This window comes from Paenibacillus sp. MMO-177 (assembly GCF_037147795.1).
Lineage (GTDB): Bacteria > Bacillota > Bacilli > Paenibacillales > Paenibacillaceae > Pristimantibacillus.
The window spans coordinates 170641-186942 of record NZ_JBBCUR010000002.1 but is presented as its reverse complement, the minus strand read 5'-3'; the positions used below and the strand labels follow the sequence as shown (position 1 = coordinate 186942).

General features: G+C 51.3%; 14 protein-coding genes and 1 other annotated feature. Of the genes, 5 read left to right on the top strand and 9 right to left on the bottom strand.

What is annotated here, in order from left to right; all coding sequences use genetic code 11:
- Window positions 1–11: 11 nt before the first annotated feature.
- The 3 genes from asd to WFK81_RS06485 all read right to left on the bottom strand — a co-directional run bounded on the left by asd (window position 12) and on the right by WFK81_RS06485 (window position 3349).
- Complete coding sequence (gene asd / locus WFK81_RS06495) at window positions 12–1097, bottom strand: aspartate-semialdehyde dehydrogenase (RefSeq protein WP_336785643.1); 1086 nt, start codon at window positions 1095–1097, stop codon at window positions 12–14.
- Window positions 1098–1216: 119 nt separating this feature from the next.
- Window positions 1217–1481: a binding site (T-box leader), on the bottom strand.
- 57 nt (window positions 1482–1538) lie between these two features.
- Window positions 1539–2744 carry a multidrug efflux MFS transporter gene (locus tag WFK81_RS06490; protein WP_336785642.1) on the bottom strand — a complete coding sequence of 402 codons (1206 nt, stop codon included), beginning with the start codon at window positions 2742–2744 and terminating at the stop codon, window positions 1539–1541.
- Window positions 2745–2782: 38 nt separating this feature from the next.
- A complete protein-coding gene (locus WFK81_RS06485) occupies window positions 2783–3349 on the bottom strand; it encodes a cysteine hydrolase family protein (RefSeq protein ID WP_336785641.1) in 567 nt (188 codons plus the stop codon).
- 128 nt (window positions 3350–3477) lie between these two features.
- On the opposite strand from WFK81_RS06485, the gene WFK81_RS06480 reads away from it, so the two are divergent.
- Complete coding sequence (locus tag WFK81_RS06480) at window positions 3478–4092, top strand: TetR/AcrR family transcriptional regulator (protein WP_336785640.1); 615 nt, start codon at window positions 3478–3480, stop codon at window positions 4090–4092.
- A 61-nt stretch (window positions 4093–4153) separates the two neighbouring features.
- Here the strand turns inward: WFK81_RS06480 and WFK81_RS06475 are convergent, their stop codons facing one another.
- Together WFK81_RS06475 and WFK81_RS06470 are read right to left on the bottom strand one after the other, a co-directional pair.
- A complete protein-coding gene (locus WFK81_RS06475) occupies window positions 4154–5704 on the bottom strand; it encodes an FAD-dependent oxidoreductase (RefSeq protein ID WP_336786429.1) in 1551 nt (516 codons plus the stop codon).
- A gap of 55 nt (window positions 5705–5759) precedes the next feature.
- On the bottom strand, window positions 5760–6947 hold the full coding sequence (locus WFK81_RS06470) for an MFS transporter (RefSeq protein ID WP_336785639.1): 1188 nt from the start codon (window positions 6945–6947) through the stop codon (window positions 5760–5762).
- Window positions 6948–7840: 893 nt separating this feature from the next.
- On the opposite strand from WFK81_RS06470, the gene WFK81_RS06465 reads away from it, so the two are divergent.
- The 4 genes from WFK81_RS06465 (at window position 7841) to WFK81_RS06450 (ending at window position 11335) form a co-directional block, all read left to right on the top strand.
- Window positions 7841–8290, top strand: coding sequence for a carboxymuconolactone decarboxylase family protein (locus WFK81_RS06465; RefSeq protein ID WP_336785638.1), 450 nt, complete (start codon window positions 7841–7843; stop codon window positions 8288–8290).
- A gap of 105 nt (window positions 8291–8395) precedes the next feature.
- Window positions 8396–9298, top strand: coding sequence for a sigma-70 family RNA polymerase sigma factor (locus tag WFK81_RS06460; RefSeq protein ID WP_336785637.1), 903 nt, complete (start codon window positions 8396–8398; stop codon window positions 9296–9298).
- Between the two features lie 113 nt (window positions 9299–9411).
- Window positions 9412–10143 carry a FadR/GntR family transcriptional regulator gene (locus WFK81_RS06455; protein ID WP_336785636.1) on the top strand — a complete coding sequence of 244 codons (732 nt, stop codon included), beginning with the start codon at window positions 9412–9414 and terminating at the stop codon, window positions 10141–10143.
- Complete coding sequence (locus WFK81_RS06450; RefSeq protein WP_336785635.1) at window positions 10112–11335, top strand: CynX/NimT family MFS transporter; 1224 nt, start codon at window positions 10112–10114, stop codon at window positions 11333–11335. Before WFK81_RS06455 ends, WFK81_RS06450 begins: the two co-directional genes overlap by 32 nt.
- Before the next feature lie 49 nt (window positions 11336–11384).
- Here WFK81_RS06450 and WFK81_RS06445 read toward each other — a convergent pair whose 3' ends face one another.
- The 4 genes from WFK81_RS06445 to uxaC all read right to left on the bottom strand — a co-directional run bounded on the left by WFK81_RS06445 (window position 11385) and on the right by uxaC (window position 16294).
- Window positions 11385–11693: a hypothetical protein gene (locus tag WFK81_RS06445; RefSeq protein WP_336785634.1), complete on the bottom strand. Its 309-nt coding sequence runs from the start codon at window positions 11691–11693 to the stop codon at window positions 11385–11387.
- Window positions 11694–11811: 118 nt separating this feature from the next.
- Window positions 11812–13341, bottom strand: a complete 1530-nt coding sequence (locus tag WFK81_RS06440) for a UxaA family hydrolase (RefSeq protein ID WP_336785633.1) — start codon at window positions 13339–13341, stop codon at window positions 11812–11814.
- Window positions 13338–14846 (bottom strand): tagaturonate reductase, encoded by a 1509-nt coding sequence (locus tag WFK81_RS06435; protein ID WP_336785632.1) that lies wholly within the window; start codon window positions 14844–14846, stop codon window positions 13338–13340. Before WFK81_RS06435 ends, WFK81_RS06440 begins: the two co-directional genes overlap by 4 nt.
- Entirely contained in the window at window positions 14843–16294 is a 1452-nt protein-coding gene (gene uxaC / locus WFK81_RS06430; protein WP_336785631.1) for a glucuronate isomerase, read from the bottom strand. The genes WFK81_RS06435 and uxaC overlap by 4 nt, the downstream gene beginning before the upstream one ends.
- Between the last annotated feature and the right edge of the window lie 8 nt (window positions 16295–16302).

Sequence of the window (16302 nt, the reverse complement as noted above, 5' to 3'; positions counted from 1 at the left end):
AATCATCTCTATTATTTCGGTTGGATATAACCTTCCGCTTTGAGCAGTTCGGCGATCAATACGGCACCGCCCGCTGCACCGCGGAGCGTGTTATGCGACAGACCCACGAATTTGAAATCGTACAGGGAATCTTCGCGCAGACGGCCGGCAGAGACCCCCATGCCTTTTTCAATGTCGCGGTCAAGCTTCGTTTGCGGTCTGTTCTCTTCTTCGAAGTACGTAATGAATTGCTTCGGCGCGCTTGGCAGACCCAGCTCTTGCGGACGGCCTTTGTACTCGGACCAGCGCGCAAGGATTTCTTCCTTCGACGGTTTGTTCTCGAAGTTTACGAACACGGTAGCAAGGTGTCCGTCCGTCACCGGAACGCGGATACATTGCGTTGTAATCAGCGGAGCGCTTGCTTTCACGACTTCGCCGTTCTCGACGCTGCCCCAAATGCGGAGCGGCTCCTGCTCGCTCTTCTCTTCTTCGCCGCCGATATACGGAATGACGTTATCCAGCATTTCCGGCCAGTCGGTAAAGTTCTTGCCTGCGCCGGAGATCGCTTGATACGTCGAAGCTACAACCGTTGTTGGCTTGAATTCGCGCAAAGCATGAAGCGCCGGCACATAACTTTGAATCGAGCAGTTCGGTTTTACCGCAATAAAGCCGGTTGTTGTGCCCAGACGTTTTCTTTGTGCCTCAATGACTTCAAGATGTTCAGGATTGATCTCAGGAATAACCATAGGAACGTCCGCCGTCCAGCGATGAGCCGAGTTGTTGGACACGACCGGCGTACCTGTCTTCGCGTAAGCCTCTTCGAGCGCCTGAATCTCTTTCTTCGGCATATCTACCGCGCAGAATACGAAATCTACGCCTGCAGCAACCTCTTCGACCTTCGAAGCGTCTTGTACCACGATATTTTTAACCGCTTCAGGGATTGGAGTGTCAAGCTTCCATCTGTTCTGAACAGATTCAACATACGTTTTGCCTGCCGAGCCTGCGCTTGCGGCAATAACCGTTACTTCAAACCAAGGATGCTGATCCAGCAATTGCACGAAGCGCTGGCCAACCATGCCTGTTCCACCAACGATACCAACTTTAAGTTTTTGTGACATTTGTTCTTCAAATCCTCTCAGTCTGATTTTGTATGCCGTACCTTATACCTTACATGTATGCGGTATAAATCCCTTTGCTTGCTGCGAAAATAAAAAAATCCCACCCCCAAGACCGTAGTCTCAGGGACGAGATTTGAATACCCGTGGTACCACCCTAAATTCGCGGATATGTCGCCATATCAGCCTCTTCAAGTACGGCATTGCAATCGAATGCTTATACTCTAGCTCTATAACAGGAGCTCCTGTCACACCATCCCCGCCCTTGCCGGTTCCGATGCGCTGCTCAGAGTCTTTCTTCAATAAATAATTCTTTACTCCTTTTCAGCATGCCGGAGCTCTCTGGAAAAGAATTGATTTACCTACTCGTCTCGTCATTGCATTTCATATTGCAGTTATAATAACAAAAAACGAATCCGAGGTAAACCCATTTTCACAAAAAAATTAACGGCTTTCGGCCGCTTTGAGATCAAGCTTCTTGTACGCTTTCGCGTAGACCCACAAGGCATTCAGCAGCAGGACGGCTCCCGTTGTTAAAAAGACCGCCCGTATGCCTAACCAAGCCGATATTTGCCCACCTAGAATCGAACCGATAAAGATGCCAAGGTAACCCGCCGACATCGTAAAACCAAACACTCTGCCCGTGAGAGCATCCGGCGTAATTTTTTTGATCAAGATATTAACAGATGGATTTAGTCCCCCTGCCGCCAGCCCCAGCAAGAACCGAAGCACCATAAGCTCCCAAGGCTGATGGACCAATGCCTGCGGTATAAACAACAGTCCCGCGACAATCAAAGCGATAAGCATCACCTTGTGAGCGCCAATCTTATCCGAAAGTCTGCCGAGCCTTGGCGCGGCGATCATGTTGGCCAGCCCGGACGCGGAGAATATAAACCCGGCTAGCAAGGCAACATGCTCGGTATTGCTCGTTAAGCTTGTTACATACACGGTTAAGACCGGCTCAATGGAATACATGGCAAGCGTCAAGGCAAAATACGTCACGAACAAAGTGATCGTCAGGTTCTTCTCGGGGATGCTGCCCCAGACTTCCTTCATTTTCTGAGCTTTCTTATCAACACGTGTGAATTTCTCTTTAACAAACAGCAAGGTTGTGATAAAAGCAAACAATAAAAGCGCTCCGGTAATAAAGAACACATTCCGCATGCCGAAATGCAATTCGATAAAACCGCCGATGGACGGACCTAACAAGGAACCCGCAATTCCCGCCGTAGACAAGGTTCCGAGCGCCCAGCCGGCATGGGCCTTATCGGTCTGCGTTGCAATTAGCGCCGTGCATGCCGAGGCGTATCCGGTTATGATCCCCTGCAGCAGGCGAAGGCCAATCAGCTCATATACATTTTGGGCAAAGCCCATGCTAAAAATGACGATTGCCATCCCGAGACTTGCCCGCAGCAGCATCGGCTTCCGCCCGTATTTGTCCGCTGCGATTCCCCATATCGGGGAAAACACGGCGGACAGAATAAAGGTGATCCCAAACGCTAAACCGGAATACTGCTCTACCAATCGGGTATCGGAAACGTGCAGATGATTAATGTACAAAGGCAATACCGGGGCAATCTGACTCATGCCGATGCTTGCGACGAATACGCCAAACCAACAGACGAACAGGTTTCTTTTCCAAATCGGCATACCTGTCATCCTCCTTCATTCCTGTGACTCCTGATGTTCTAAGCCAAGGCTTCAATCCAGTCATCCACCGTCTTAACGTCCGCTTGACGCGGGAACACCTTCTCGGTAAGGACGCGGTGTACTTCGGGATCCGCATCCAGACAAGCATCCTTCAATACGGTAATGGCATAATCCTTGTCTGCTGCCTCGCGCACCGTGGAAAGCACGACTCCGCTTGTCGAGATACCGCAGAGAATGAGATTCTCGATTTGCTTCGCGCGAAGAATAACCTCCAGATTGCTTCCGGCAAAAGCGCTGATCCGGAACTTCGTTACAACGGGTTCACCTGGCAATGGCTTCACCGATTCGTGAATCTGCGTGGCTTCGTCATGGATCGTCATGCCGCCGCGCTGCGCAACCACCGAAAATGACTTATTGCGGGGGCTTGCTTCCGGATATCCTTCATTAAAGCCAACACGGACAAAAATAACCGGGATCCCGTGTTTCCGCGCAGCCTCTAAAGCTTTCTGAAAAGGTTGAATAACCTCCATGTTATCTGCAAACCGGGATACAATTCCGTTCTGCAAGTCCATGATTACGAATGCGCTTCGTTTCGTGTTCAACATTGGTTGTACACACTCCTTACAGGTATGATAATATTAAGCGGAGAGCTCTCCTCTTGATATTAAACGGAGAACTCTCCGTTTGTCAACCGAGCCTAAATCATTTTTTGCAGATAGGAAGTGATCCGGTCATGAATGAAGAATCAACGAGTCTCCCTCCCAAGCCCGAACGCCGGGATGCTGCCGAGAACCGTCAGCGTATACTAAATGCGGCTCTTCAATTGTTCGAACAGCATGGCGTGGAACAGGTCAGCATGAACCAGATAGCGGCCGAAGCACAGATCGGACCGGGCACCTTATACCGCCGGTACCGCAATAAGAGCGAGCTTTGTCTGGATCTCATGAAAGACAATCTGGTCATTCTGTTTGAGGATATTTACGCTTACCTGGAAGATAATCAAGCAGATCCCCCAAGCTCCCGGCTGAAAGGCATTCTTGGCTTGTTTATCAAGTTTCGGGAAAAGAAATCCCAGCTGCTGCGCGGCGTAGAGGATTCCTCCTCCACCAACCGGCCAAGCACCCGAACGAAAGGCCCTCTCTACCACGAGCTGCACGAGATCCTGGTTCAGCTGTTTGACGAGATGCTTACCGCTTCAGGTAAGTCAGAGCCAAACAGCGTCTTCCGAGCGGATATGTTATTGAATGGCGTAAGCAGCGAATCTTATCTGTTCCAGCGGGAGGTTCGCGGCTATACTCCGAATGAGATACTCGAGCACCTCTGCGCTACTTTTATTGCAGACAAATAGACAACACGAAAAAACCAGCCCTCTTCCCTTGACAAGGAATTAGAGCTGGTTTTCGTTTGTATCAAAGGCGTACCAAAGGCTTTTCGGCCGGTCCTTCGATGACTTCGCCGGTAATCGAGAAGCGCGAGCCATGGCAAGGGCAATCCCAGGTCCGTTCCCCGTTGTTCCATTCCACCTCGCAGCCCATATGCGTGCAGGTCGTATCGACGAGAAAGAGTTGACCGTCCTTATCCCGGTATCCACCTGCACGGCGACCGTGTATTTGAACAACGCTGCCTTCGTCCTTCTCAAGCTGCTCCGGACGTTTCTTGACATACTCCAGCTTGCCTCCAATCAAATGCTTCGCAACATCCGCGTTATCCGAGATGAGCTTGCCAACTGTCTTCCACGACAGTGACCGGGATGGCGTGAACAGTTCCAAATACGGATTATCCCTCTCCAGAATAAGATCCCGGATAATAAGGGCAGCCGCGGTACCGTTCGTCATCCCCCATTTACGGAAGCCCGTTGCAATAAAGACGTCCGGATGAGCCGCCGTAACTCGCCCGATAAACGGTATTTTGTCTCCCGTAACAAGATCTTGAGCAGACCAGCGATAGGAAATTTCTTTGACCTTGAACTGATTCTCCGCGAATCTCCGCAGCTCGTCGTAATGGTTAATCGTGCAGATCCCTTGTCCCGTCTTATGGCTCTGTCCGCCTAGAATAATCAGCTTATTCCCGTCAGGGAGCGGAGCATAACGTACGGAACGCTTCGGATCCTCGGCACTCAGATACATGCCGCCCGGATACTCGTCTTCCACCAGTAAGCCAAGTACATAAGAGCGGTCCGCATGCATTCTTGCAAAATAAAAGCCTTGGCCGTCGTAAAACGGAAAATGGGTACAGGAAACCACGTATTTGCAGCTAATCCGATGTCCGTCGCTAGTCATGACTTTTGGCGTATCCACATGCTCCACGTCTACGGCGGTCGTCTGTTCATAGATTTTGCCGCCGGCCTTCAGAAATTCCTGAACAAGCTTCAATAAATAATTGAGCGGGTGAAACTGCGCTTGACCATCCATCCGCACGGCTCCAAAGAGAGGCAGGTTAAGAGGAACCTTATCCAGATATGCCCCGGGAATACCTAGTTCTTGGTAAGCCTTCGCTTCATTTACCACCTTGACGACATAATCGACATGGTGGGTGTAGACATAAGCGTCTTGTTCGGAATAACCGCACTCAATCTGATGCTTTTCGATTGTCTCCTGGATAAAATGCATGGCGTCTTTCGCGGCCCGGTAATATAGAGAAGCTTTTTCTTTCCCTTCCGAGCGAATGAGCTCGTCATAGATCAGATCATGCTGCGCTGTTATTTTCGCGGTGGTGTGGGCAGTGGTTCCGTTCAGAATCTCCCCGGCTTCCACCAACGCAACGCGAAGCCCCTCCTGACTCAACAAATAGGCTGTTGTTATACCGGATATCCCGCCGCCTACTACAACAACATCGGCTTCCGCATTCTGCTCAAGCTTCGGAAATTTGCCCTTTTCATGCTGGGATGCTGTCCAATAAGATTCGGGGAACTGCGGCAGCTCTTTATGGTACGTCAAGTTGATGCTCCTCTCAAACGGCATTTGGATTTCCTTAATTTGCACGCTTATGAGGAATTTATGTGCGGGACTCTCCGATCTATCTGCCCGGTTGTTTCTCTCTAAGTCTCAACATCAGCAAAGTGCCTGCAATAATGATCACTCCGCTAAGAGCATAGACAGCCAGCAAAGAAAAGGCGCCCTTTAAATAGCCGGATAGAGACATGCCGATAACCATCATTCCCATAAAAACGGGCATAATCGCTCCGGATACCCGGCCCATATAGGCCATCTCCGTATTTTTCACGATAAGCGTTTGAATGCCCCCTTGAATGGCAGGATATACAAATCCGCTTACGATCAATAAGAGAATGGTCAGCCAAATCATCGTAGATGCTCCGATTCCGATCGTGCAGATTGCTGTAATGAGCAGGCCGGCGATAAACAACCGCTGCGGCTTTACTTTTCTCGATATGCCCATAATCGCGGCGCCGCCAATCAACATGGCTGCACCGTTTGTCATTACCAGCCATTGCAAAAAGGTCTTCGTTTGGCCAAGCTGCTCCACCACAATGAAGATTTGGAGCGGCTGCGTCAGACCGGAAGCAAATCCAACCACCGCGAAGCAAAGGCATAAGGTTCGAAGAGCCTGATTCGACCAGACGTATTTTATCCCTGCTGACAGCTCGTTCATAAAGCTGGATTTGAGGCTGGTCTGCTGTTCGCTTGCGTCCCGGGGCAGCGTTGTCAGAATAACCGAAGATCCGAGGAATAAGACAGCCGTCAAAATAAGGGAGACATGAATGCCAAGCTTAAGAAAAATAAGCGTGCCGATAACCGGCCCAAGAACCATAAACACCGCAGCGAGCGTTTGGGACATCGCCATCACGCCCTGCAGCCGTTCTTCCGGAACATGACGTTTATACAGCTTCATGGCGGAAGGCTGGGAAAATTGCGACAGGCTCGCAGAAATAAAAGAGCCGAGCAAAAGGGCTATCCAACCTCCATTTATTAGAGCAAACAGTACAGCTCCAACGGAGATCGCTGAGAGCAGATCGCTTCCTGCCATCGTCCGTTTTGGCTGCCATCTGTCGGCAAAGGTCCCTCCAACCAAGGCGAACAGGAAGATCGGCGCAAATTCCGCTACCGAAATAAGCGAGACATAAAGCGGATTGTTATGGGTCAGATCCGTAACATACAGCAGTACCGCGTAATTCCGAATCCAAATTCCGAGATGCAGCAGCACCCGGGAACAAATGATCGTTCGAACATAACGATTGGAAAACATAATAAATACCTCGTGAATAGTAAGATTTTTTGAATGGCGGCAGGAACGTTGTGATAATCCCGCAGTGTCATTGTATCGATACGACGGAAGCTGCTGTCCTCACCTCTTTCTGATTGTTTATCGATAATTGGGCCATTTGATTAGAAGCATTCGCTCCGAATTTCCTCATGATTTTGTTTAATCGGCGGATTATACTCACTTGTTTACTAATTTACTAATTTACTAAATGACTGGTGCTATTGTATTCCGGGTTGGCGATGAAAGTCAATGCATTTTTTATAAAGAGCCGCAAAAGGGGCAACTCGCTACCTGTCCCGTTCCTGCACACTCCATGGTTTACCGTCTGCAGCACGTTTTTTTCCTCTTATTTGGCCCATCGGCCCGCCCCACACTCCGATCCACCATCTGCAGCACGGTTTTTTCCTCTTATTTGGCCCATCGGCCCGCCCCACACTCCGATCCACCGTCTGCAGCACGTTTTTTTCCTCTTATTTGCCACGCTACCCCGTCACGCTCCATGATCTATCGTCTGCAGCACGGTTTTTTCCTCTTATTTGGCCCATCGGCCCGCCCCACACTCCGATCCACCGTCTGCAACACGGTTTTTTCCTCTTATTTGGCCCATCGGCCCGCCCCACACTCCAATCCACCATCTGCAGCACGGTTTTTTCCTCTTATTTGGCCCAACGGCCCGCCCCACACTCCGATCCACCATCTCCAGCACGGTTTTTTCCTCTTATTTATCCCATCGCCCCGCCCCGCCCCGCCCATCATTTCGAGGAAGAGGAACAAAATAAATAAATCTTTTTCTCCCCGCCTGTCACAAATCCGGCCACTTAATTGTCTTAGATATCGAAACCAACATCATTCGAGATAAATGGAGGAAAACTATCATGAAAATACGTATGGATTATCGTTCTGCTAACCAGGCCGCTTTTCAAGCGTTACTGAAACTCGAAGGCACAGCTAAACAGTTGAATCCCGATCAAACACTGTATGAATTGATCAAAATTCGCTCTTCCCAAATTAACGGCTGTGCGTTCTGTCTCGATATGCACACGGCCGATGCCCGTAAACTTGGCGAATCCGAGCAACGGATCAACCTGGTTGCGGTATGGAAGGAAGCTCCGCAATTTACGGAGCGGGAACGTGCCGCGCTTGCTCTTACGGAAGCTGTAACGCTTATATCGAATGCCGGTGTGCCGCAGGATCTGTACGCAGAGGTCCGCAAGCATTTTACCGAAGAAGAATACGTGGGGCTTCTCTTAGCCATTAACGCAATTAACAGCTGGAACCGCGTAGCGATTGCAACAGGCATGTTCCCTGGCTGCTTCGAGAGATAAGCGCTGCCGCCATAAGCCAAAGAAACCACTCCTCAGGATGAGGGTGGTTTCTTGCTGTTCGTTACGCTATGATCATAATAGTTAAATTTTGGAGGTTGATAGATCTTGACGGCTAGCGATACCGCTTTGGATATTGAACAGCTATACCGGGAATATAAAACGCTGCTTACTTCAATCGCCTATCGGATGCTGGGATCGATGAATGAAGCCGAAGACGCGGTCCAGGATGTGTTCGTTGCCGTCAGCAAGCTTGATGGCATCGACATTTCGCACCCAAAAGCGTATCTGGTCAAGCTCCTCACCAACCGCGTCTTAAATGTGATGAAATCTGCTCCGCGCAAACGCGAAAGCTATCCGGGACCATGGCTGCCCGAGCCGGTCAGTGAAGGAAATCCGGAATCTTCGCCGCTTGACAATGTTATTCAGCATGAACAGCTTGGTTATGCCCTTCTTGTTCTGCTTCAGAATTGCACGCCGCCCGAACGGGCCGTATTTGTCCTGCGGGAATCCTTCGGCTATGACTATCCGGAAATCGCCGCCATGCTGGAAAAATCCGAAGCGGCTTGCCGGAAAATCTTCAGCCGCGCTTCTGCCAAGATCGGACATTCTTCCTCACTAGCCGAGGAAAATAAGGCAGCACTGGATGAAAATATGACCCGATTCGTTCAGTCCTTCTCCGAAGCGATTTACACCGGACGGCTGGACAGCTTCATCCACCTTCTCACCGATGATGCGGTCATGTTGACCGATGGCGGAGGTATCGTACGCTCTGCTCTTAATCCGATCATAGGTCCTCATAGAATTATTGCTTTTATCGAGGGTATTGCCAGGAAAGGTGCCTTTGAAGGAAGCTGGCAGCCTGTACTCATTAGCGGACAGCAAGGGCTGTTGCAAATCCAGGATAACAAGCCCGTTAAAGTCTATCTCTTCGAGCCCGATGAAAAAGCGGGTAAAATTCGTTCCGTGTACGCCATCTCCAACCCGGAGAAGCTTACGAGAATTCATTAAAGGCCAGACCGTTTCCCCTGCCGGGAAATGGTCTTTTTTTATTGCAAACTGACTTCTCCTGGTGTAAAATAACCAAACATCCTACGTTTGAACGTTTGAAAAGGAGATACTCTATGCTGAAGCAAACAAAGCGACTAACATTGGTTGAACAAGTAGCGGAACAGATCGAGGGCCTCATTGCTTCAGGTCAATGGGCGGTTGGCACAAAAGTCCCCCCGGAGCCTGAGCTAATGGAGCAGCTGCAAGTCAGCCGCAACACCTTGCGCGAAGCGATCCGCGCCTTAACCCATGCCGGATTACTCAAAACAAGACAAGGAGACGGAACGTATGTGAGCTCTTCCAGCGCGCTTGGACCCGTACTAAAGAAGCGGATCCAACGATCCAGCTGGCTGGAAACGTTAGAGGTCCGGCATGCCTTGGAAAAAGAAGCCGCGAGTCTTTCCGCCCAGCGGCGGGATGAGGAGGATTTAGAGCGGATGGCTTATTGCCTGGAACAGAGTAAAGAGGCTATTCATAAGGCGGATGCCGACGGTTATGCCCATTGGGATATGGAGTTCCATCTCGCCATATTCGCTTCCTCCCGCAACGGGCTGCTTATCGAGCTTTACGACTATATATCGGACAGCGTGCCGCCTATTCTAGTGGACATGTTTAACAGGGACCGGTTCCACGGCTTTTATGATAACCACGCACAGCTGCTGCAGGCGATTAGGGATCAGGACAGCGCCAAAGCAGTAGAGATGGTTCAGCAATACATTGGAGAAACACAGCAGTATGTTCGGAATGAAGACATCACCGGAGGACAAGACCAACATGGAACAAATCAGCAAAATAGCGAAAGCTGACCTTAAGAAAGCATCCGGTCTGCTGCTCGCTTTAAGCATTATTTTCGTAGCCGCCAATCTTAGGGCGCCTATTACGTCGGTTGGACCGTTAGTCAGCTACATCCGCGAATCGACCGGGATTTCCAATTCCGTTGCCGGCCTTTTGACAACCGTTCCTTTGCTCGCCTTTACGTTTATGTCTCCCTTCGCCCCGCAGCTTGCCCGGCGTTACGGAGTCGAACGCGTTATTTTTCTCGCTTTGATCTTTATCGGGATCGGTACGTTATGCCGTTCCATCTCAAGCTCCTTTGCCTTGTTTGGCGGGACGATTCTGATCGGCTTGTCCATTGCCGTCTGCAACGTACTCATTCCTAGCCTTGTAAAAAGAGATTTCTCCAACAAAATCGGCTTAATGACCGGTATATATTCGGTATCGATGAACCTATGCGGCGCGCTCGCGTCCGGCATTAGCGTTCCGCTTGCCCGCGATGCGGGGTTTGGCTGGCAAGGCGCTTTAAGCTGCTGGCTCGTATTGACCGCCGTGGGCATCATCTTTTGGCTGCCTCGAATGAGCCAAACAAGGCAGGCGGCTGCCGCGGTTTCCCAAGCAAATTCTGCTGCAGGCGAAGCTAAACCTTGGCGTTCTTCTCTCGCTTGGCAGGTTACTTTATTTATGGGCCTGCAATCCTTTATCTTCTACAATCTCGTCGCCTGGCTTCCGGAAATCTTGAACAGCCGCGGCATGACAAGCGATACGGCCGGCTGGATGCTGTCGCTTATCCAGTTCTCTATGCTGCCGTTTACGTTTGTCATTCCGATCATTGCAAGCCGGATGAAGAGCCAACGCGTACTCGTGATTATTACAACGATGCTGTACCTGGTTGGCATAGGCGGACTGATGTTGGACGGTAACGGACTAGTTCCGTTATGGTCGGTGCTCATCGGGATTGCCGGCGCGGGCTCGTTTAGTCTCGCTATGTTATTTTTCACCCTGCGTACCCGTACTTCCCATGCCGCGGCACAACTGTCTGGGATGGCGCAATCGGTCGGTTACCTGCTGGCGGCTATCGGCCCGTTAGTATTCGGGATGATCCACGACATGACCCATCACTGGACGGTATCGATTGGCATGCTTATTGCCGCGAGTCTGCTTATCTTTATCTTTGGCATGGGTGCTGCCCGTAACCGTTATGTTGGCGATGCGCAAGCTTGAATCAACAAAAAACCAACTCCGCACAGGAGTTGGTTTTTTGTTAGCTCATTTAACCTTCCACAATATCCGCTTCAAGCTCGCTTGCAATTTCTATCATTTTCGGAACTACCGCCTCATTGCTTACTGCCACATAGAGATCGCCGCTGTACAGCCGGAAAGGAATCTTAAGCTCCCCATAGCTCCACATAAAGAAATCGCCATCAATGGACATCGTGCTCTCCGGGCCTTTTACGGTAAAGACCGAGGTGTATTCGAAATCCGGCTTGGACGCAAACAACAGCTTGCATTCCTCTAACGTCATATCTTGTACGTTGCCTGTTTCCTTCAAAGATCTAGTAATGCGGTAACGCTGACTCATCGTAATAGGCCTCCCTAATATCATATGCAAGTGCCTACTAGTATACATGACTTCCAACCCGCCTTCAAAACGGAAAACCGGGCCCTCCGTTTAAGCGGCAGCCCGGTTCATGAAATAACTATAGAATTACGCCGTCTTTGAAAATCGCAATCTCGCGGAAGCCGTTACGCTCGTTGTTCGTCTCCCGCTCCCCAGAAGCTAGCTCGACAATCTGATGAAGCAGCTCTTCCTGAAGCTCCTCCATCCGCTTGCCTTCAATCAGCTGACCCGCGTTGAAATCGATCCAGTTCTTCTTCCGTTCCGCGAGCTGGGTATTTGTCGCAATCTTGACCGTTGGCACCGGTCCGCCGAAAGGAGTGCCGCGTCCCGTAGTAAACAACACGATATGAGCGCCTGCAGCGGATAATGCCGTAACCGATACCAAGTCGTTGCCCGGCGCCTGAACAAGGTTGAGGCCCGGTTTTCTCGACGGTTCCCCGTACGGGAGAACGTCGGTTACCGTTGCATGGCCGCCCTTTTGCGTGCACCCAAGCGATTTCTCTTCAAGCGTCGTAATCCCGCCGTCCTTATTGCCAGGTGAAGGATTCTCATAGATCTCTTGCCCATGACGGATAAAATAACCCTTAAAGTCATTAACCAGGTTAACAATCCCATTGAAAACCTGCTCATCCGCCGCGCGGTCCATCAGAATCGTCTCCGCGCCAAACATCTCCGGTACTTCCGTCAGCAGCGCCGTACCGCCCGATGCCGTAATCGCATCTGCGATGCGGCCCACGAGAGGGTTCGCGGTAATGCCGGAAAACCCGTCCGAACCGCCGCATTTCAGGCCAATTCGCAGCTTCGCAAGAGGCAGCTCCTGACGCTTAAATCCGCCAGCATACTCGACCAGCTCTTCGATGAGCTTCAGCCCTTCCTCCAGCTCATCCTCCACCTCTTGGGATTTCAGGAACTTGACGCGGTTCGGATTATAATCACCAATCGCCTTCTTAAAGGCTTCAATCTGGTTATTCTCGCAGCCGAGTCCGATGACAAGCACGCCTGCCGCATTTCCGTGCCGAACAAGCGCGGATAGCAGCTTCTGCGTCGCCGTCAAATCATCGCCAAGCTGGGAGCAGCCGTACGGATGCGGAAAATGGTACACGCCGTCAATTCCTTGCCCTTCGAACTGTCGTCCGGCAAGCTTGGCCAGCGTCTCACAGGTTTTGTTAATGCAGCCTACCGTGTTGATAATCCAGATTTCATTCCGGATCCCGATCTCGCCGTCTTCCCGAATATAACCTTTGAAAGTCGAAGGCCAAGACGGACTGACCACTGCCCTAACCGAATCCGCCTTAGGCTTGTATTCATACTCCAGAACTTCTCCTAATCCGGTACGGAGATTATGCGTATGAACCCAGCTGCCGGGCGTTATATCCTCTTTGGCAATCCCAATCGAGTAGCCGAACTTATGAACGTGATCCCCGGCCTCAACGGATTTAATCATAATTTTATGCCCGCGCGGCACCGCCTCGTCCACCGCAGCCGATTGCTCGCTGCCGTCGGCCGAAGGCCATCTGACGATTTCCCCCGGTTCGATATCCCTCAAAGCGATAACTACATCGTCCTGCGGATGAAGCAGCGTCGCGTTAGTGATCGTTGCATTCCTCATGCTTGTTCCTCCAATTGAGCATATTCGGCCCTTAACCGGTCCGCCAGACCTGTAAAACCGTTTAAGTCCGTTCCCCACCATGCGTCGCGGCCGAGAACTTCCTCGAGCAGCTCTTTCAAGCTAAGTTCGCCGTGATCCGCCTTGCTCCAAAGGGAGGCGAGCTCCGCAAGCATAGCCGCATCGTCGCGAATGAGCAGCTGGCTGCCATCCAGACGGCTGCCGGCATAACCGCCTCCCTCCGAAGGCCTTACACGGTACAGCTTAAGCAAGGAGGCAAACGCCCTCACGGTAAACGGCGGAAAATCGCCCGTGCGCTCATAATAAGCCGTTAAAGTAGGCAGCAGGCGCACCTTGAATTTGGACAGACTGTTCATCGCAATATCCGTCAGCTTATGCCTGACATAAGGATTGGCGAACCGTTCGATTACCTGCTCGGCATATACCTTCATCTCCGCTTCCGGAAGCGGAACGGATGGCACAATCTCCTTAAAAACAACCTCGCGCAGATGCGCGCCGTAAACAGGATGTTCGACGACTTCGCGTACTTCATTTAATCCGTTCAGCAGACCGTACGCCGCCATCCAAGTATGCGCACCGTTCAAGATACGTACTTTGCGGAGCTGATAGGACTGCAGATCGTTTGTCCAAACAACGTTTAATCCGGCTTTTACGAACGGAAGACGTTCATCAAGCTCCTCTTCCCCTTCAATCGCCCAAATATGATAAGGCTCAGCCGTATTTAGTAGCCGGTCCTTGATGCCCCATTCCGCATAACGCTCATTCGCTTCTTCGGCTGGGAAGCCCGTAACAATGCGGTCTACCAGCGAATTCAGGAAACGGTTATGCTCCAGGACCCATTCCGAGAACGCTTCGGGCAGCTTCCAATCCGATGCATGCCGCAGCACAATATCGCGAAGCGTATCGCCGTTACGCTCAACAAGCTCGCATGGCAGCAGCAGAAGCCCTTTGCCCGGATCGCCGCCAAAATGCTCAAACCGGCGGTACAAGAGCAGCGTCAGCTTACCCGGGTACGATAAAATCGGTTGATCCGGCGCCCATTCCGATGCCTGGTAGACGAGACCCGCTTCCGTCGTATTGGACACAACCAGCTCCAAATCCGGATTAGCCGCAAGCGCAAGGAAACGGTCCCATTCCTGATACGGATCAATAAAGTCTGAAAATACCGAGATTAGCTCGCGGCGATCAACAAGCTCCCCTTCATGCAAGCCTCTAACCCATTGATAATACAGACCGTCCTGTTCCTTGAGCTCCTTCAGCTTCGCTGCGCCCGTTGGACGAGGCTGGGATACCGCAATGCTGCCGTTAAAAAGCCCTTGCTCATTGCAGCGGTGAATCATCCAATCCGCAAAGCCGCGGAGGAAATTGCCTTCGCCAATCTGAAGCACCTTAACCGGATAAGACTTCATCCGGTTAAAGGATGAAGCTTCTCCTTCCTGAAGGCTGGCATAATTCAATATAGGCTGATTATTCGTCAGAGAGCTCATTGGGCAACCTCCGCCTGAACCTGAATGCTGGCCGATTCCGAACCAAACCGGAAGTATTGCTCCGCGTTGCGGTAGCAGATTCCTTCAACGATAGAGCCAAGCAGCTCCATATCCGCAGGCACTTGCCCGGATTCCACCCAGTCGCCAAGCAAATTGCACAGAATCCGGCGGAAGTATTCGTGGCGCGGATAAGACAGGAAGCTCCGCGAATCGGTCAGCATGCCGACAAACCGGCTGATCAGGCCCATATTCGCAAGAGATTTCATTTGAGCAAGCATGCCGTCAATCGTATCGTTGAACCACCATGCCGAGCCAAGCTGGATTTTACCCGGAATCGTGCCGTCCTGGAAGCAGCCGATAATGGAAGCAAGCACATCGTTATCCGAAGCATTCAAGGAATACAGAATCGTACGCGGCAGACCTCCGTTATTTTCCATGCTGTCGAGCAGCCGGACAAGCGGTCCTGCCAACGAACCCGTGTTAATGGAGTCATAACCGGTATCCGGACCTAGGCGTCCCATCATTGCGGCATTGTTGTTGCGGTGGGCATGAATATGAAGCTGCATCGCCCAGCCATGCTCGGCATACAGACGGGACAGGTAGACCAGCGTAAAGGTCTTGTATTGCGCTTCCTCTTCCAGACTTACCGTTTCGCCGCGGAGAGCTTTCGCAAAGATCGCCGCTGCCTGCTCTTCCGACGCATCCGCATACAGAACCGTATCCATGGCATGGTCGGACAGCAGACAGCCGGTCTGATGAAAGAATTCCACTCTCTCCTTCAGAGCTTTCAGCAGCAGGCTGTAGTCGGAGACTTGATATCCGCTTGCTTCTTCCAGACGGTTGATCCACGGCAGGAATGTCGCGCGGTTAATCTCGAGCGCCTTGTCCGGACGGAACGAAGGCCTGACCTGAAAGCCGTGACGCTCTTCCTCCATCAGCTTAACGTGATACTCCAGCGAATCCGCCGGGTCATCCGTCGTGCATACGACGCGGACATTCGATACCCGCACCAGCTCCTGCGGCGTCATCCCGTTGCCTTCAAAACCTTTATTCGCTTTCTCCCAGATAACCGGTGCATTCTTCTCGTTAATAACTTCGTCAATGCCGAACAAACGCTTAAGCTCCAGATGGGACCAGTGATAGAGCGGATTGCCGATCGCCATCGGAACGGTACGCGCATAAGCGAGGAACCGGTCATAATCGCTGACGCCTTCGCCGCCGGTCACATACTTCTCCGCAATCCCGTTTGCCCGCATCGCCCGCCATTTGTAGTGATCGCCGTACAGCCATACCTCGGTCAGGTTGCGGAACGGCTTATTCTCGTAGATCGCTTTCGGATCGAGATGGCAATGGTAGTCGATAATCGGCATCGGCTTCGCGAACTGCTCGTATAACAAGGCAGCGGTATCACTGTACAATAGAAATTGATCATCCATAAAAGCCTTCATCCGAATTC